A 17,769-nucleotide genomic window follows, 5' to 3' on the forward strand; every position below is an offset into this window, starting at 1 on the left:
CCCCGGCCCCGCTCACTCTTTCTTGAGGCCCATCAATGCCTGCGCGAAGGGGTTATCGGGGTCGATCTGCTTTTCCTTACGCGGTGGGCGAGACTGGAAATTCTTCGGCCCGTCGTCGCGGCGGGGGCCGCCTTTGCCCTTCGAGCCACCCTTGCCGCGTGGCTTGCCCTTGCCCTGCCCTTTCGGGCGGTTGCCTTGCTGGTCATTGCGACGACCGCCGCGATTGCCGCCCCACGTGAAGGTGTAAAACACCTCCATCTCCGGGCCTGCGATTTCGGCGTCGGGTGCGGTGCCCGGCGCAAGCTCTTCGGCAGGCGTTTCGGCCACGGGCTCTTCGGGTGCGGGCTCGGCGGGGGATTCGGCCACGGGAGCCGCGCCCTCATCTGGCAGAGCCTCGGCTTCGGGCGAGATGTCATCTGCCGGGGTCTCGGGCGTGGGTTGCTCGATAATGCCGCCCTCGGGCTGCGTCTCGGCGGCGTCCATCACCGGGGTATCACCCTCAGGCGCAGCGGTGCCTCCCGCCTCGGGCACGACGGCATCCACAGGCTTCACCTTGGCGCGCTCGCCCTTCTCGGCCTTGTATCCCAGCCCGCCCATGAGGTCAGCGAATTGCTCCAGCGTCATGCCGGTGATCGAGAGCATATCGGCGTTCGCCTCAAAGCCCGCGCGGCTGTCCTGGCTGCGGAGTTGGTCGGCAAGGCGCTCCAGCATGTCGATCCGGATCGCGCGGGCCCCGGCGGGGCGGTAGCCCGACATCGCGGCATAGCCTTCGGCCAGCCCTTCGGGGCGCGGTATGGTCACAAGGCCCGGCGGCGGGCTTTCGGGAAACTCCTGAAGCCCCTCGTGGAGCGACCACAGGACGAGCCGCAACCGGGTGGGCGCGGGCTTGAGCAGCAGCGGCATGAAAATGGTGAACTGGCCGAACCGGACGCCATGCTTGCGCAACGCACCGCGGGCATCCTGATCGAGCGCCTTCACATCCTGCGCCACCTGCTCGCGCGGGATCACACCAAGCGCTTCGACAAGTTGGAAGCCAAAACCACGCGCAAGCCCGGTGAGCGCCTCATCATTCTTCACCGCCAAGAGCGGCTCGAAGAGCGCGGCAATCTTGCGATCAATGAAATGCTGCAAACGCCGCGTGACCTTTTCGGCCACATCGGCCCCGGCCTCGTCATCGACAAAGGCCTGAACCTGCGGCTTGAGCGCCTCGGGGCCCTTCACCAGCTTGCCCACGGCGTGCTCGCCCCACATCAGCCCGCCCTGCTCGGTGTAGTCAAGCTCGGTATCAGGGGCGTTATAAAAGCGGTCAGACAAAAGAGAGAACTGCGGGCCGAGCGCCGCTACAGCGGCAGCGCGAAGGGTTTTGGCCTCACCTGCATCGGCGGTGTCTGCCTGTCGGAAGCGGAACCCCTCAAGGCGCCCCACCGTGTGGCCTTCGATCACCACTTCACCCTTGTCGTTTACATCAGCCACGAGGCTCTCCTTCTGTTTCAACCGCCGCAGCAGCACAGATGTGCGCCGGTCGACAAATCTTTGGGTCAGTGCGCCGTGAAGGGCATCTGACAGGCGGTCTTCTACAGCGCGGGTCGCGCCGCGCCAATGGGATTCGTCGTCAAGCCAGCCCTTGCGTTGTGCCACGTAGGTCCATGTGCGGATATACGCCAGCCGCTTTGACAACGTATCAATGCCGCCATCGGTTCGATCCTGCCGCTTCACTTGCCGGGCGAACCAGTCATCGGGGATGCGGCCAAGCTCGTGCAGGTCGGCGAAGATCTTGGTGAGCAGGCTATTGTGCTCGGCATGGGAAATGCCGCGAAAATCGGGGATGCGGCAGACGTCCCAAAGCAGCTTTGTATCCGCACGGGAGGTCGTTCGGGCGGCAAGTTCCGGCGCAGCGGCGAGGGCCTTTAGCGCACCCAAGTCATCAGCCTCGCGGGCCCGCGACAGCAAAAGATTGTCGGGCCGTGTTTCGAGCGAAGCAATGAGGTGAGCCGGCGTCCGATAATCCAGCTCCGGGTTGCGCCACTCCAGCCGCCGCACCGGCTCGAAGCGATGTTCGGTAACAGCCTCCACAACCTCCTCGGAGAGCGGCGAAGCCTCGCCCGTCACGCCAAAGGAACCGTCGCGCTGATAGCGCCCGGCGCGGCCCGCGATCTGGCCAATTTCCTGCGGGTTCAAAGGCCGCATCCGCCGCCCGTCGAACTTGGAGGTGGCCGAAAAGGCAACGTGGTGCAGGTCGAGGTTCAGGCCCATGCCGATGGCGTCCGTGGCCACGAGATAATCGACATCACCATTCTGGTAGAGCGCCACCTGCGCATTGCGGGTGCGGGGAGAAAGCGCCCCCATCACCACCGCGCAGCCGCCCTTCTGGCGGCGGATCAGCTCGGCGATGGCATATACATTTTCAACCGAGAACCCCACGATGGCGGAGCGTGCGGGCATTCGGCTTATCTTTTTCGAACCCGCGTAGGTGAGGTGCGAAAACCGCTCACGCTTTACGAACTGGGCACGGGGCACCAGCTGCGCGATGGCGGGACGCATGGTTTCGGCCCCGAGAAACATGGTTTCGTGCCGCCCGCGCGCGTTCATCAACCGGTCGGTAAACACATGCCCGCGCTCCGGGTCGGCACAAAGCTGAATCTCGTCGATGGCGAGAAAATCATGCTCGCCGGTCAGCGGCATCGCCTCAACTGTGCAAACCCAGTAGCGTGCGCGGGGCGGCACGATGCGCTCTTCTCCGGTCACCAGCGCCACCGCATTCGGTCCGCGCAGCCCGACGATCCGGTCATAGACCTCGCGCGCCAGAAGCCGGAGCGGCAAGCCGATCACGCCAGAGGGATAGGCCAGCATCCGCTCGATGGCGAAATGAGTCTTGCCAGTGTTGGTGGGACCGAGAAGGGCCGTTATACGCGCAGGATCGCCGCCCATGGGGCCTCTCCGATAAGAGCGTTAGGGAGTCGTCAGATGCGCTTGCCCATCACGGTGAATTCAAGCCGCTCGACGGCCTCCTTCACATTGGGGCGATGCGGGTGAATTTCCAGAACTTTCTGATAGGCGGTCAGCGCCCGGGCCTCTTCGCCCATCTGCTCCATGATCACGGCAAGCCCGGTGAGCGCCGCAAAATGGCGCGGGTTCAGATCCAGCGTACGGCGAATGTCCTCAAGCGCGAGGCCATACATTTCGAGCTGAAAGAAAGCCGTGGCGCGGGCGTTGAAGCCCTCGGCAAACTCCGGCGCATGATCCGTCAGCGCGGTGAGATGTTCGATGGCAAGATCGTACTCTTGCCGCTCAAGCGCTTCGCGGCCTTGCTTGAGCAAAAGATCCATCGGTGCAGAGCCGGAGCGCGACCACTCGATCCAGATCGCATCCTCGATGCGCTGCCAGCCCATCTGCTCTGGCTGGGCCAATTCGGCAAACAGCTGATCAAGCGACGCGCGTCCACCTTCCTCCTCGGGCATTGGCGCGGCAACATCTGCCGAGGGCGTTGGCATTTCGGGCGGCGCGCCGGGCACATCCTCGTCTTGCGCGGCGAGGGGTGCGGCAAATGCCAGCAGCACGGCAAATGCCGTGACGTGAAAGTTGAGAGGTCTGGCCATAACTCGCATATCTGTGCATGAGTTTAGCGCAAGCGACGGGGGAGCCAAGCCCCCGTACGGTCACATTGGAAGGAGATTGGCATGAGTTCTGTAGTAGAGAGCGCTGTTGCAGCCCTGAACGAAAAGCTGGATGGCGGTTTCGACGGCACGGCAAAGTTCGTGATCGAAGATGAAGGCGCGATCATGGTCGACAGCGACGGTGCCCGCGCAGGCGACGAAGAGGCCGAGGTGACGATGAGCGCCGATGCCGAAACCTTCGAGGCGATTCTTTCCGGCGACCTCAACCCCACCGCTGCCTTCATGGGCGGACGCCTGAAGGTGGATGGTGATATGGGCATGGCCATGAAACTCGGCGGCGCGCTGAGCTGAGGCGTGCAGGACGCACCGCTCTACGATGAGGCGGACGGCCCCGAGGGGGGCCGCGCCTACTGGCTGACCTGCGCCGACGGGGTGCGGGTGCGGATGGCGTGGTGGCCTGTGAGCGAGCCGGAGGGCCCCGCCAAAGGCACCGTGCTCTTCTTCCCCGGTCGCACCGAATACGTTGAAAAATATGGCCGCGCGGCGCGAGAATATGTGGCCGCGGGCTGGAACATCGCAGCAATGGACTGGCGCGGCCAGGGCTTGGCCGATCGTGCCCTGCCCGACCCGGCAACTGGCCATGTCAACGAGTTTGACGACTACCAGCTCGACGTGGATGCAATGGTGGCGGCGGTGCGCGAGCTGGAAGCCGCCCCCCTGCCCCACGTGCTCATCGGACACTCCATGGGCGGCTGCATCGGGCTTCGCGCTGCGCATCGGCTGGAGCTGAAGGCTGCTGCTTTCTCGGCCCCGATGTGGGGCATCCGGTTTCATCCGGTGGTGCGGCCCGCGGCCTGGGTGCTCTCAACCCTGTCGCGCCCCCTCGGCATGGGCGGCAGGTTTGCCCCCGGCACCGTGCCCGAAACCTATGCGCTCACCGCTGAATTCGAGAATAACTTGCTCACCCGTGACGAAGAGATGTGGCTCTACATGCGCGCCCAGCTCACCGCCCATCCCGAGCTGGCCTTGGGCGGGCCAAGCCTGCATTGGCTGAACCGGGCATTGGTGGAAATGCGCGGGCTGATGCGCATGCCCGCCCCCGACCTGCCCTGCCTGACGTATCTCGGAGGCAATGAGCGGATCGTGGACCCGGCAGCGGTGCGCAAACGCATGGATAGCTGGCCCGGAGCAGAGCTCGTGGTGCCTGAGGGCGCGGAGCATGAGATCCTGATGGAAACGCCCGAGGTGCGGGCCGATTTCTTTGCCCGGACAATCGCCTTTTTCAACGCGCATAGCGGCTGAAATTTACGGCACACAGCTGCCTGCCGCCCACCTGCCCTGCTTCAAACCACCCCTGACAGAAAAAGACCCGCGCTGGATGCGCGGGCCAGGTTTTCTCGCCTATGAGAACTCGATTTATTCCAGCGAAAGCGCCACGAAGCGGGGCTCTCCGGCACGGCGGATCAGCAGCAGGAGCGATTTGCGGCCAGCCTCGCGGGCTTCTTCCACCCGGTCTTCCAGCTCATTCACCGCCCGCACCTTTTGCTGGCCGGCCTCTGTGATGATGTCACCCGCGCGCAGGCCCTTCTCGTAGGCCTCCGACATCTCGTCGACCTCCTTGATCACCAGCCCTTCCTCATTGCCGTCGAGGCTCATCTGCTCGCGCAGCTCATCGGTCAGCGTGGTGACGGTGAGGCCCAGAAGCTCTTGCTCCTGCGGCGCTTCGGGCTCTGTGCCCTCTCCCTGCTCGGCCACGGCGGGCACAGCGCCTTCGGCCTCTTCACGGCGACCAAGGGTGACCTTCAGCGTCTCGGTCTTGCCATCGCGGAATACCACCATGCGGACGGTTTTGCCGACCTCGGTGTTGCCCACCCGGCGCACGAGGCCGCGCACGTCTTCTACCTCTTGCCCGTCGAAGCTGATGATCACATCACCCGATTTCATGCCAGCTTCCATGGCCGGACCTTCGGGCACATCGGTGACCAGCGCGCCCTTGGCCGGGGTCAGGCCAATGGCTTCGGCCACATCCGGGGTGACATCCTGAATACGCACACCCAGCCAGCCACGGCGGGTTTCGCCGTATTCCTTGAGCTGGGCAACCACCTTGGTCACCACGTTGGAGGCCATGGAAAAGCCGATGCCGATGGAGCCGCCGTTGGGCGACAGGATGGCGGTGTTCACACCAATCACCTGACCGTCCATGTTGAACAGTGGGCCACCGGAGTTGCCGCGGTTAATGGCCGCGTCGGTCTGGATGTAATCGTCATAGGTGCCCGACAGCGCCCGATTGCGGGCTGAGACGATCCCGGCGGAAACCGAAAAGCCCTGACCAAGCGGGTTGCCCATGGCAATCACCCAATCGCCCACGCGGGCGGTGTTGCTGTCGCCAAAGGGAACAAAGGGCAGCGCCTCTTCAGGATCAACCTTCAGCAGGGCGATGTCGGTGTTGGCATCTGTGCCCACCACTTCGGCGTCCAACTCCTTGCCGGAGAAGAACTCGATGGTGATCTGGTCCGCGCCTTCAATGACGTGGTTGTTCGTCACGATGTAACCATCTTCAGAGATCACAAAGCCCGAGCCCAGCGCCGAGCTGCGGCGCGGACGGTCAGGGTTGCCTTCACGGTCAAGAAAATCGCGGAAGAAGTCCTCGAAGGGCGAGCCTTCGGGCACCTGCGGCGTGGGGCCGGTGCGGCGCGAAACCGTGGTGGAGGTGGTGATGTTGACAACCGAGGGGCTGATCTGCTCGGCAAGGTCAGCGAAGCTGCCCGGAATGGCGCGAGATTGCGCATTCACGGCTTGCGCCGCCAGCAGCGCCATGCCGATGAGCAGGGCGAAGAGGCCGCGCAGCGCAAAAGCGCCTCGGCGGTCCTGCACCATTGGGGTTGCGATTGCCTGTGAAGTCACTGGATGGTCTCCCTTGATCGTCGGGGCGGACCGGCCAGCATGGGCCTGCGCGAAATGCGCGTCAGGCCGGTCAGGCGCCCCTCTCTGCTTCTGTCTATTTCCCAGATAGGAAGGCAGAAGCGCAACTCAATGGCTATCGCGGTGCGTCACTTGGCCGTGAATACCGCGTCAACCCTCGGCGCAAAGTGTTTCAGCCACGGAAGCGTCGCGCAAGGGGGTGCGTTGCCCCAAGGCGTGAAAACCGCGCCTCATCCACCAATCCACGCCGCCGCCCAGAGGGAAAGCGCCCCTGCCGTCAGCGCCAGAAAGCCGATCGTCCTGCGCGCTTCGGGCGGCAGGGAGACGATCCAGCGCAGGATATCCTCATAAAGCGAAGGGGCCAGTGCAAGCACCAGCCCCTCCACAATGCAGATTGCGCCAAGCGCGTAGAGCGCCAAGGCCATGGGTCAGTTGCCCGTGGTGTCGTCGGCGGGAGCCTCCTCAGCGGGCGCATCCTCGGCAGGCGCATCCTCGGCAGGGCCCGGCGCATCGGTGGAGGCGTCGGTTTCACCCGCAGGCTCCATCGGAACCTCACTGGTTTCACCCTCGGCGTCCCCTTCTGTGCCAATCTCGGCGTCATCGGGAATGTTCACCGGGTCCGGCATGGTCTCGGTCACCGCTTCGGCCTCGCTGGCCGTTTCGGCAGCCGATTCTTCGGCGGCGCGGATGGCGGCCTCATTGGCCTCCCGTGCCGCTGCTGCAGCAGCCTCATCGACTGGCGCCGGCGCCGCGCCGGCAGAGGAGCCATCGCTGCGCAGGTAATTGAAGAACTCCGAATCCGGGCTCATCACCATTGACGAATTGTTACCCTTCAGCGCGTTCTCATAAGCGGTCAGCGAACGGTAGAACTCGAAGAACTCCTGATCCTGCCCATAGGCTTCGGCAAAGATACGGTTTCGTTCCGCATCGGCCTGACCCTGAATGATGCGGGCATCACGGCGAGCTTCGGCGAGGATCTCCTCGTAGGTCCGGTCAGCGGAGGCGCGCACCCTCTGGGCCGCTTCCTGGCCTCGGGCCCGTTCGTCGATGGCTTCCCGTTCCCGCTCGGCGATCATCCGCTGCAGGGTGGCGTCGAAGTTCTGGTCGGGCAGGTTGGTTTGCCGTAGCCGCACATCGACAACCTCGATGCCCAGCGCCGAGGCACGGGCGTTGGCCCGCACTTCGATCTGGTCCATCAGCGAGGTCCGCTCGGGCGAGAGAATGGTGTTGGACGTCACACCATCCGAACCCAGCACGGCGCGGATCTGACCGTCGAGAATGTCATTCAGCTGGATCTCGGCAGCGCGTTCGTCACCGGCACCGAGGGCCTGACGGAACTGCACCAGATCAACGATGCGCCAAAGCACGAAAGCATCGACAACGAGACGCCGGTCATCAGCCGGGGTCACCTCGATCAGCGGTGTTTCGATGGAGAGGATACGGTCTTCGTAATCCACAACATCGTCGAGCAGCGGCACTTTCAAGTACCAGCCCGGCTCGGTGCGTTCCTGCTTGATCTGGCCGAAACGGAGCACCAGCACCTTTTCACGCTCATCGACGATATAGATCGACGAAAGCAGCGCGGCCAGCACGATGGCGACGACGGGAATGAGATAGGAGGCGCGGTTCATCAGTTGCTCCCTCCGCTGGTAGTGGATCGGCGAAGCTCGTTGAGCGGCAGGTAAGGCACAACGCCCGAGCCACCGTCTTCACCTTGATTTTCAAGGATAATTTTGTCGACGTCGCCCAGCACCTTTTCCATCGTTTCAAGATAGAGGCGCTTGCGCGTCACTTCCGGCGCGGCGCGGTATTCTTCCAGCACCGACAAGAAGCGCGAGCTTTCACCGGTGGCGTCGTTGACGACGCGCGAGCGGTAGGCTTCGCTTTCCTCAAGGATCCGCGCACCCTGACCACGGGCTGCCGCGAGACGTCCGTTGGCATAGGCATCGGCCTGACGTTCAACCTGATCACGCTCCTGCTCGGCGGCCTGCACGTCGCGGAAGGCGTCAATCACCGAGGTGTTGGTGGTGTTGCCGTTGATGTCGGTCACCTGCACCTGCTGCGAGGGCGGGTCCACCTTGTTGAAGTTGACGCGGATGACGTTGATGCCGGTTTCCTGCTGGTCGAGAATCTGCTGGATCAGCTCATCCACCGCCGCTTCAATCGCGGCACGGTCCCGGTTGAGGATCGGGGCGAGTTCGGACTGCGCGATCACTTCGCGCATGGCGGACTCGGCCACCGAGCGCACGGTGAGCTCAGGCTGTTGCAGCGAGAACAGGAAATCTGCCGCGTTCTTCACGTTCCAGACCACCTGAAAGTCGATATCGACGATGTTCTCGTCGGTGGTCAACATCAGCCCGTCATTGCCGGAAGAGCCACGCCGCACGCCGATATCCTCGGTGCGGTTGGTGGTGACGTCGATCACCTCGGCGGTGACGAAGGGCCAAGGAGCGAAGTTGAGGCCTTCTGTGCCGATGTCGGAGAACTCACCCAGAAACAGCTCGACCGACTGTTGTTCAGGCCGGACAGTGTAAAAGCTGGAGAAGGCCCAGAGCAGGGCCGCTGCGCCGACGCCAATCAGCAGGGTGCCGCGAGTGAGCCAGGGAGCGCCGCTGCCGCCCGGGCCACGTCCGCCGGGGCCACGGCCATTGCTGCCGCCGCCACGCCCGCCCATGAGCACCTTCAGCTGCTCCTGGCCCTTTTTCATGATCTGGTCGATCTCGGGGATCCCTGCCCCCTCACCGGGCCTGCGCCCGCCCTCCGGGCGATTGGGTCGATCACGATCGTCGCCATTTCCACCGCCGGAGCCACCGCCAGACGATCCGCCGCCCCAAGGGCCGCCGTTATTGCCAGCCATATGTGTCTCTTTCCTCTTCCTTGCCGGTCCGCCTTCGGGGGCGGGTTGGTTCGTGTTGTAGCACAGGTGGTTACGGGAGCGCCAAATTCAACTGCGCCCGCACCCCGCGACGCCTCAGCGCACGGGGGTTTTCATCGTCACCAGTTCCTCTGCCATGGTCGGATGCACCGCGCAGGTGCGGTCAAAATCTTCTTTCGTGGCACCCATCTTGATGGCGATCCCGGCCAGCTGGATCATCTCGCCAGCCTCGGGGGCCACGATATGGCAGCCCAGCACCTTGCGGCTCTCCTTGCCGACGATCAGCTTCATCATCACCCGGTCATCGGTATGAGCGAAGGCGGTCTTCATCGGGCGGAAGGAGGTGGAATATACTTCATAGGCCTCGCCGCCTGCCTCCATCGCACGCTCTGCCTCGTTCTCCGTGATGCCCACGGTGCCCAGCTCGGGCTGAGTGTATACGGCAGAGGGCACCAGCTCGTGATCCACCGGCGTTGGTTTGCCGTGGAACACGGTGTTCACAAAGGCCACGCCCTCGCGGATGGCAACCGGCGTCAGCTCCACCCGTCCGGTCACATCGCCGATGGCGTAGATCGAGGGCACATCTGTCTGGCTGAACTCGTTGACGATCACCTCTCCCATCCGGCCCAGCTTCACGCCTGCATCTTCCAGTCCGAGGCCCTTGGTGTTGGGGTCGCGGCCGGTGGCAAACAGGATCTTTTCGTAGAGCCCTTCGTGGCCGGTGGTCGTGCGCACGGAAATCTTATTTTCGAGCTTCTGCATCTCGGTGATCGAGGTGCCGGTGTGGATCTCGATGCCGAGGCTGGCCATGTGATCGGCCAGATGGCCGCGAGCCTCGTCATCGAAGCCGCGAAGGATCTGTGCGCCGCGCAAAAAGAGCGTTGTCTTGACCCCCAAGCCATTGAGGATGCAGGCCATTTCGCAGGCGATGAAGCCGCCGCCGATGATCAGGATGCTCTCGGGCAGCTCCTCCATCAGGAAGATGTCGTTGGAGCTGATGCCAAACTCCTCGGCCCCCTCAAGCGGCGGGAAGCTGGGGGCCCCGCCCGTGGCCACGAGGATATGGCGGCATTTGAACTCGGTGCCATCAGCCAGCGCAACGGTATGCGGGTCTTTCACCACGGCACGCTGCCCGAAAATCTCCACGCCGGCCTTTTCGAGGTTGCGGGTGTAGATCTGCTCCAGCCTGTCCAACTCGGCGTGCAGGTGATGGCGGAACTTGCCCCAGTCAAACCCGCCGGCGTGCACCGTCCAGCCGTAGGCCTGCGCCAGCTTCATCTCTTCGGGGAAGTGCGAGGCATAGACCATCAACTTCTTGGGCACGCAGCCACGGATCACACAGGTGCCCCCCATGCGATACTCTTCCGCCAGCCCCACTTTGACGCCCGCTTCCGAACTGGCCAGCCGCGCCGCGCGCACGCCGCCGGAGCCGCCGCCGATGACGAAGAGGTCGTAATCAAATTCCATGTGTCTGCCTTGCCTCGCTGGCCGCCCTCTCCTCCTCAGAGGTCGGCGAAGATGTTGTCTCCCTCAAGGAGGTCGATCTTCTCTTCCTCCTCGGTGCCTTCATTGATGTCGCGCACCTGTACGCGCCCGTCGCCGTGACCGATGATCACAACGTCGCATATGTCGATGAACAACCCGTTTTCAACCACGCCGGGCACCTGATTGAGCACGAGGCTCAACTGGCGCGCGTTGCCGATGCGGCGCAGGTGCAAATCGAGGATGTAGTTGCCCTCATCGGTCACATAGGGCGCGTCATCATTCATGCGCAGGCTGGTGTCGCGGCCCAGAACATCCATGTTTATAAGGGTTTCCTCAACCAGCGCCTTGGTGGTTTGCCAGCCGAAGGGGATCACCTCCACCGGCAGCGGAAAGGCCCCGAGCGAGGTGACATCCTTGGCCGCATCGGCGATCACCACCATCCTGTCAGAGGCGGTTGCGACAATTTTCTCTTGCAGCAACGCCCCGCCGCCGCCCTTGATGAGGTTGAGCTCCCCGTCGAACTCGTCGGCCCCGTCGATGGTGAGATCGAGCCATTTCGCCTCGTCCAGAGACACCACCGGAATGCCCAGCTCACGCGCCAGATCTGCGGTGCGGGTGGAGGTGGGAACGCCGACGATATCGAGCTTTTCCTTCTGCATCTTTTCAGCAAGACAGCGCACCATCCAAGCCGCTGTGGAGCCGGTGCCGAGGCCCACGCGCATGCCGTCCTGCACGTAGTCAACCGCGCGTTTGGCGGCGACGAACTTGGCCTTGTCGATCGGCGAAAGGTCAGTCATCTGCGGTCTCCCCCTGGTGGCCGTCCGGGCATGGTTATAGGGGCTCGAGGCGCAGGGCGCGAGGGCAAAAGAGCCATGGTCACGGGCGATGGGCCGGGTTGCCGAGGTGGCAATGCGCAAATGCGGCTGCAAGGGGCGGCGGAGCGGCGTTAACCCTAAAAACTTAACAGCCACAACCTATGCACAAGCGATGCACATCCCATGCATATGCATTTTTGCAAGACAGAGAGTGGTTAAGGCGGCGAGCGGCGGGTGCGGCAGGGCCATCGGGGCGCAAAATCGCGATGCGGGAGGCGGGCGGCTCGGACCGCCGTCCATCGCGGCGCGGGAAGTGTCGTTTTCGGGCTTGCCGCCGGGCGGCGGGCTGCCATGGTGGCGGCCATGTTTGTCTCTGTCTTTGAAATGTTCAAGGTGGGCATCGGCCCGTCCTCCTCGCACACCATGGGGCCGATGGTGGCCGCCGCGCGCTATCTTGACCGGCTGCGGGGGCTGCCCTTTGCGGTGGCTGGCGTGCGGGCGCGGCTGCATGGCTCGCTGGCTTTCACCGGGGTGGGCCATGCGACCGACAGGGCCGTGATCCTCGGCCTCGCCGGGCTGGTGCCGGAAACCTACGAGGCAGAAAAGGGCGAGGCGGCGCTCGCGGATGTGAAGGCGCGGGGCGTGGTGGAGCCAGAGGGCTTGAGCGTGCTGCGCTTTGCCCCCGCCAATGACCTGATCTTCGACTATGACGCCCCCCTGCCCGGCCACCCCAACGGGCTGGCCTTCGAGGCGCTGGACGCGCAGGGCGATGTGATTGACCGAGAGGTCTATTACTCCGTCGGCGGGGGCTTTGTGCTGAGCGATGCGGAGCTTGCGGCGGGGGCCGATGAGGCACAAGGGCCGCCGGTGCCCTTTGCCTTCAAGAGCGCCTCCGAAATGCTGGATATGGCCGCCGAGAGCGGCCTTTCGATTGCCGAGATGAAAATGGCGAACGAGCGCACGCGGCGGCGCAAGGAGGAGATCGAGAAGGGCTTGGCGCGGATCTGGGAGGTGATGGCGGCCTGTTTGAACCGGGGGCTGGAGGGGCATGGAGAGCTGCCCGGTGGCCTGCGGGTGAAACGGCGGGCGGCCACGATCTGGGAGGCCTTGCAGGCCGAGCGCGGCAAGAACCTGACCGCGCCGCACACGATCAACGACTGGATGTGCTGCTACGCGATGGCGGTGAACGAGGAGAACGCAGCGGGCGGGCAGGTTGTGACCGCGCCGACGAACGGGGCGGCGGGCGTGGTTCCTGCGGTGATCCGCTACTGGCTGGACCATGTGCCGGGAGCCGCCGCGTCACGCGTGGGAGAGTTCTTGCTGACGGCAGCGGCTGTGGGCGGGCTGATCAAGCATAACGCGTCGATCAGCGGGGCCGAGGCGGGCTGCCAGGCGGAGGTGGGCAGCGCGGCGGCGATGGCGGCGGCGGGCCTCTGCGCGGTGATGGGCGGCACGGCGGAGCAGGTGGAGAACGCGGCGGAAATCGCGCTGGAGCATCACCTCGGGATGACCTGCGACCCGGTGCGCGGGCTGGTGCAGGTGCCCTGCATCGAGCGCAACGGGCTGGGGGCGATCAAGGCGGTGTCGGCGGCGAGCTTGGCGTTGCGGGGGGATGGCTCGCATTTGGTGCCGCTGGATGCGTGTATCAAGACGCTGCTGGAGACGGGGCGGGATATGAGTGAGAAGTACAAGGAGACGGCCCTGGGTGGGTTGGCGGTGAATGTGCCGAATTGTTGAGGAAACTATCCTTCTTGTTTCGTTTCGATTAGCTTCCTAACAAACTCGACCTCGGCTTCCATGCTGGCGTCCTTGCGATGGTGTTTATTTAGAAGTATCGGCACCTCAAAGGAAACTCTGGAAACTCGCGAGTCCATTTTAGATTTCTCAATCTTATTCTCTCCACCTGCTCCCAGCTTTACGCCGACCCCAAGAACTCTTACCTCGCCACCCGCCGAGGCATCCACAGCGCCCGATTTATCGGAGGTTTCCGAGACGGTGACCGCGACGTCAAATGAAACTCTAGTCTCAATATCTTGCTTAACACCTTCAACGGAACCAGGCGCAATCGAACTTAGTTGGTAGCTGTCCACCTTAGCTTTGTGAACGCCCCTAATAATCTCCGAAAGAGTTTGTGCAATAAAGCTATCGAGTTTCATGTGATTGCCTCCAGTCAAAATCACGCCATACCCCCAAGACGTCAGCCTAGTGAGCTTCCCCTTACGCAGGCCAGTAATTGACACCAGAACGGGGCCGACAGCAAGCGCGTTTTGTGCAAATGTCCTTGCGGGACAAGTCCCGCCCTACTGCCTCTTGCCACGCTCCTCAAACCCTGCTCACCTCCCCCCATGACCACCAAGCCCCACATCCGCTCCGCTCCGATGACCCTGCAAGGCGCCGCCGCCCCGGCCACCTCCCTGCCCTCTTCCGCCCTGGCCTTTGCCCGCACCGAGTATCACGAGCGATTGGCCGCCGTGCGGACCTCGATGGAGGAGCGGGGGTTGGAGGTGTTGGTCATCTCCGACCCGTCGAACATGAACTGGCTGACGGGCTATGACGGGTGGTCGTTTTACGTCCACCAGGCGGTGATCGTCAGCATGAAGGACGACCCGGTTTGGTGGGGGCGCGGGATGGATGCGGCGGGGGCGCGGCGGACGGTCTGGATGAGTCAGGATCATATCTTCGGCTACGAGGACTGGCTGGTGCAAAACCCGGATGCCCACCCGATGACGGTGCTGGCGCAACTGGTCAGCGACAGCGGGCACGGGGCCTCGCGGATCGGGGTGGAGCTGGACAATTACTACTATTCCGCCGCCGCCCATCTGGCGCTGACCAAGGGGCTTCCGGATGCGGATGTGGCCGATGCGACGGGGCTGGTGAACTGGTGCCGGGCGGTGAAGTCTGCCGCCGAGATCAGCTATATGCGGCGCGCGGGCGAGATCGTGACCGAGATGCACCGGGTGATCGCCGAAGTGGCCGAGCCGGGGATGCAGAAGAACGCGCTGGTGGCGGAGATCCTGAAGGCCGGGGCGTTGGGCACGCGGGGGGCCTGGGGCGACTATCCGGCGATTGTGCCGATGACCCCCTCTGGGATGGATGCCACGGCACCGCATCTCACATGGGACGGCGCGCCGATCTTGCGTGGGACGCCGACCTTCTTCGAGATCGCGGGGTGCCACCGGCGCTATCACTGCCCGCAGTCGCGCACGCTGTTCTTCGGCGAGCCGCCCAACAAGTATCGCAAGGCCGAGGAGGCGCTGATGGCGGCCACGGCGGCGGTGATGGGCGCGGCGCGGCCCGGCGCGACCTGCTCGGAGGTGGCGCGCAGCTTCACACAGACGCTGAACCGCTACGGTTTCGAGAAGAACAGCCGCTGCGGCTACTCCGTGGGCCTCAGCTACCCGCCCGACTGGGGCGAGCGGACGATGAGCCTACGGGAGGGCGACGAGACGGAGTTGGAGCCGGGCATGGTGTTTCACTTCATGCCGGGGCTCTGGCTGGATGATGGGGGCATTGAACTGACCGAGACGATGCTGATTAACGACGCCAGCGCGGAGTATCTGGCGACGACGCCGCCGGGGTTGGTGGTGAAGCCCTGAGGGGGAGTGGGCGTGCGACCCGCCGAACGTCTACTTCGAACCCAACTTTCGCCTCGGATGCAGCACAGCGAGCAACCGATCCGCCCTCTGCCACATGCGCTGCAACCCCGGCGTGCCACCAGCGGACATTGCAGTTGCTGGGTGACCTGTTATTCTGAAGCACGGGAAGTGATGGAATGCGGTGGAGTTCAGGGCCGAGGACGCGCGAATTTAGCGACTAAATCAACCGAGCAGTACGGGGGATCGCATGAAAAGACGGGATTTTATTGTCAGTGCATCGTCTGCATTATTGCTCATTGCTCTTGGATGGCCGACACATGCCCAGTCAAGATTCAAAAAAGCCCGTATCAAAAAGAAATACCACAGCGGAACCAAAAAGAACTATTCCTATAAAAAAGTCAAGGATCCGACCGGAGCAATTGGCGGCAGAGTAGAGCGTTTTGAGCTGCGTGGCGGTGATTGCTCTCAGAATAACGATTGCAGAGCCCGACCATTGAATGGACGAATGGTCACGAGAGCGCGCACGGAGCGTGTCCTTCAAACTAATTTGAAGTCAGGTGACTCCGGTCTGTTTCGCTATTCGGTTTTACTGCCATCCTCCGAGTATAATATCGTTGATCAATTTGGCACGACATTGGGCCAGCTTCTTTCTGGTTTTTATAGGGGAAAAGATTATGACAGCTTTCCTCTTTTCTCCTTCGATACTGATCGCGGGACAAGGCAAACGCGCACTTACGCCGCCTTGTCCGAAATGAGGCAGCAAGAGAACGAGCGTGTTCGTACCGATGAATACACCATCGGTAACCTTCGGAGAGGCATGCTTGACCGTTGGATCAACGTTCAGGTACGCTTCGGGCTATCAACGGAGAGAGATGGCTATTTGACGGTTGTTGTGGATGGTCGGAAGCTTGGAACGTTTCGTGGGCGAACCATGATCGACCGTGGCTTTCTGGAAGTCAGGTACGGCATCTATCAAACAGGGACAAACCAATACCCAGGCGGGCCAAAGCGGGTGCCTCCGCAGGTTGCCTATTTTTCAAGATTGGAAATTTTCAAAGCTGTTTAGCCATACAGTGCCTTTGGCAAATCTTAGAAGGCTATAAAATATGACCGATAATCTTTACGGAGAATAGAATTGGAACGTCGCAGCTTAATTCTTGGAGCGATTGCATCATGCATGACAACCGCAGCTTACAGCCAAAGCTATCTGCCCAAAAGGAGATCCGCCGCAGGCTATTGTAGCAATCGCGCACGTGTTGCGCAGCGGTTTGCAAACCTTAGCACGGCACGGCTGAACGCGGCAAAGGCGGTCAGTGACGATGAAGGTTTTTTTAATGACCGGGTGAACCCGGCGCTGCTGAGCGCGACTTCTGCCGTGGCGCAAAGGCCCTCTGACGCGCAGGCTTTCGGGCATCTTGTGGGCCTGTTGAACAGAATTAATTCAACGAACTACGCGACAAGAGTATCGAAGAACTCGACGGCCAACCTTTTACACACAGACCATTTGCTGCTAATGGCCTATGCTGTCTTGGCGCTGGATGAGACCGGTCGCCTCGACCGGCAAACCAAAAAGTCCTTGCTGGCGCCGATCAGCAAACGCGTCGGTTTGTCGAGCTATAAGTCGAAGTTCTACTACGGTATGAAAGACTGCAAAGGCGCGACGAAAGGCAAGCCGGATAAAGACCCCTTCGGGTGCCAGAACCACACCTATGGTGTCCAGCATGTTCGGATGCTTATGGGCATTCTGACCGGCCGCTCTTCAGACATAGCCCGCGGTAAGAAGCTGTACAAATACGCGATAGATGACCTGTCGAATGAAGGCGCGCTGTGGCGCGAAGCGGTTCGGGGGGCCTATAGCTGGACCTACTACCCCCATGCCCTAAGCCATCTCGTTGCGATCGCGGACCTGGATGCGCGGCGAGGGGGCAGGCTTTGGGCCTATACAAACCGAAACGGGCAAAGCATCCATGACCCTGTCCGCTTCTACGTGAGCAGCATGGCGGACCCGACCAACCGCAACTTGATGCACAAGTTCAGCAAACGCAACTTGGGGGTCGAGGGGCGGCGTTATAGTAATAACCCCTTCTCCCTGGCGCGCCACAAGCGCGCACTGCAACATCAGCATTATCAAGCCTGGTTTCCGATCTATCGGAGTAAGTTCCCGAATAGGCCAGAAACGAAGGCTTTTGCGCGCCTCACACGACGCGCCCAAAGTGGGGCCTTTAGCTATCATCTTGGATTGGACACATGGTGCATCTTTGGCTGATGGGAAGAAGCTCATAATAGAACCTGAGCGCTGAACGGTTTTCCAAGGAATGGTTCAGCCTCGTCTCGAGCGTGCGGGCTGCAACTCAGCCGTGAGATGATTTCGCGCCTTGAAGGGCACAAAGGTCTGTAGAGTGCGCAAAGCCGACCTTGGCCATTACCTCGCGACCAAACCCCATCCCCCCTCCCCTCCCCGC

Annotated in this window: 15 protein-coding genes; 6 read left to right on the forward strand and 9 right to left on the reverse strand. The window is 62.5% G+C overall.

Features of this window, described 5'->3' with window-relative positions; translation table 11 throughout:
* Positions 1 to 12 precede the first annotated feature (12 nt).
* A complete protein-coding gene (locus tag ACXAG6_RS16965; RefSeq protein WP_475339012.1) occupies positions 13 to 2,928 on the reverse strand; it encodes a helicase-related protein in 2,916 nt (971 codons plus the stop codon).
* A 32-nt stretch (positions 2,929 to 2,960) separates the two neighbouring features.
* On the reverse strand, positions 2,961 to 3,596 hold the full coding sequence (locus ACXAG6_RS16970) for a tetratricopeptide repeat protein (RefSeq protein WP_254695338.1): 636 nt from the start codon (positions 3,594 to 3,596) through the stop codon (positions 2,961 to 2,963).
* Between the two features lie 81 nt (positions 3,597 to 3,677).
* Here ACXAG6_RS16970 and ACXAG6_RS16975 point away from each other — a divergent pair, with 81 nt between their 5' ends.
* Together ACXAG6_RS16975 and ACXAG6_RS16980 are read left to right on the forward strand one after the other, a co-directional pair.
* Positions 3,678 to 3,965, forward strand: coding sequence for an SCP2 sterol-binding domain-containing protein (locus ACXAG6_RS16975; protein ID WP_475339014.1), 288 nt, complete (start codon positions 3,678 to 3,680; stop codon positions 3,963 to 3,965).
* Between the two features lie 3 nt (positions 3,966 to 3,968).
* Complete coding sequence (locus ACXAG6_RS16980; RefSeq protein WP_475339015.1) at positions 3,969 to 4,916, forward strand: alpha/beta fold hydrolase; 948 nt, start codon at positions 3,969 to 3,971, stop codon at positions 4,914 to 4,916.
* A gap of 114 nt (positions 4,917 to 5,030) precedes the next feature.
* On the opposite strand, the gene ACXAG6_RS16985 is transcribed toward ACXAG6_RS16980, so the two are convergent.
* The 6 genes from ACXAG6_RS16985 to rpiA all read right to left on the reverse strand — a co-directional run bounded on the left by ACXAG6_RS16985 (position 5,031) and on the right by rpiA (position 11,693).
* Positions 5,031 to 6,491 (reverse strand): Do family serine endopeptidase, encoded by a 1,461-nt coding sequence (locus ACXAG6_RS16985; protein ID WP_475339081.1) that lies wholly within the window; start codon positions 6,489 to 6,491, stop codon positions 5,031 to 5,033.
* A 275-nt stretch (positions 6,492 to 6,766) separates the two neighbouring features.
* Positions 6,767 to 6,961 (reverse strand): DUF2065 family protein, encoded by a 195-nt coding sequence (locus ACXAG6_RS16990; protein WP_475339016.1) that lies wholly within the window; start codon positions 6,959 to 6,961, stop codon positions 6,767 to 6,769.
* Positions 6,962 to 6,964: 3 nt separating this feature from the next.
* Positions 6,965 to 8,167 carry a protease modulator HflC gene (gene hflC, locus ACXAG6_RS16995; RefSeq protein WP_475339017.1) on the reverse strand — a complete coding sequence of 401 codons (1,203 nt, stop codon included), beginning with the start codon at positions 8,165 to 8,167 and terminating at the stop codon, positions 6,965 to 6,967.
* Entirely contained in the window at positions 8,167 to 9,393 is a 1,227-nt protein-coding gene (gene hflK / locus ACXAG6_RS17000; RefSeq protein WP_475339018.1) for an FtsH protease activity modulator HflK, read from the reverse strand. Before hflK ends, hflC begins: the two co-directional genes overlap by 1 nt.
* 114 nt (positions 9,394 to 9,507) lie before the next feature.
* A complete protein-coding gene (gene gorA, locus ACXAG6_RS17005; RefSeq protein ID WP_475339019.1) occupies positions 9,508 to 10,878 on the reverse strand; it encodes a glutathione-disulfide reductase in 1,371 nt (456 codons plus the stop codon).
* 35 nt (positions 10,879 to 10,913) lie between these two features.
* Positions 10,914 to 11,693, reverse strand: a complete 780-nt coding sequence (gene rpiA, locus ACXAG6_RS17010; RefSeq protein ID WP_475339021.1) for a ribose-5-phosphate isomerase RpiA — start codon at positions 11,691 to 11,693, stop codon at positions 10,914 to 10,916.
* 381 nt (positions 11,694 to 12,074) lie between these two features.
* Between rpiA and ACXAG6_RS17015 the strand changes: the two genes are divergently transcribed.
* On the forward strand, positions 12,075 to 13,448 hold the full coding sequence (locus ACXAG6_RS17015) for an L-serine ammonia-lyase (RefSeq protein WP_475339022.1): 1,374 nt from the start codon (positions 12,075 to 12,077) through the stop codon (positions 13,446 to 13,448).
* Positions 13,449 to 13,453: 5 nt separating this feature from the next.
* Here ACXAG6_RS17015 and ACXAG6_RS17020 read toward each other — a convergent pair whose 3' ends face one another.
* Positions 13,454 to 13,867 carry a hypothetical protein gene (locus ACXAG6_RS17020; protein ID WP_475339023.1) on the reverse strand — a complete coding sequence of 138 codons (414 nt, stop codon included), beginning with the start codon at positions 13,865 to 13,867 and terminating at the stop codon, positions 13,454 to 13,456.
* 222 nt (positions 13,868 to 14,089) lie between these two features.
* Here ACXAG6_RS17020 and ACXAG6_RS17025 point away from each other — a divergent pair, with 222 nt between their 5' ends.
* The 3 genes from ACXAG6_RS17025 (at position 14,090) to ACXAG6_RS17035 (ending at position 17,573) form a co-directional block, all read left to right on the forward strand.
* Positions 14,090 to 15,307 (forward strand): M24 family metallopeptidase, encoded by a 1,218-nt coding sequence (locus ACXAG6_RS17025; RefSeq protein ID WP_475339082.1) that lies wholly within the window; start codon positions 14,090 to 14,092, stop codon positions 15,305 to 15,307.
* 247 nt (positions 15,308 to 15,554) lie between these two features.
* A complete protein-coding gene (locus tag ACXAG6_RS17030; RefSeq protein ID WP_475339025.1) occupies positions 15,555 to 16,373 on the forward strand; it encodes a heparin lyase I family protein in 819 nt (272 codons plus the stop codon).
* Positions 16,374 to 16,442: 69 nt separating this feature from the next.
* Positions 16,443 to 17,573 carry an alginate lyase family protein gene (locus ACXAG6_RS17035; protein ID WP_475339026.1) on the forward strand — a complete coding sequence of 377 codons (1,131 nt, stop codon included), beginning with the start codon at positions 16,443 to 16,445 and terminating at the stop codon, positions 17,571 to 17,573.
* The last annotated feature ends 196 nt before the right edge of the window (positions 17,574 to 17,769 follow it).

It is taken from the genome of Vannielia sp. ABF1_015 (genome assembly GCF_056160745.1).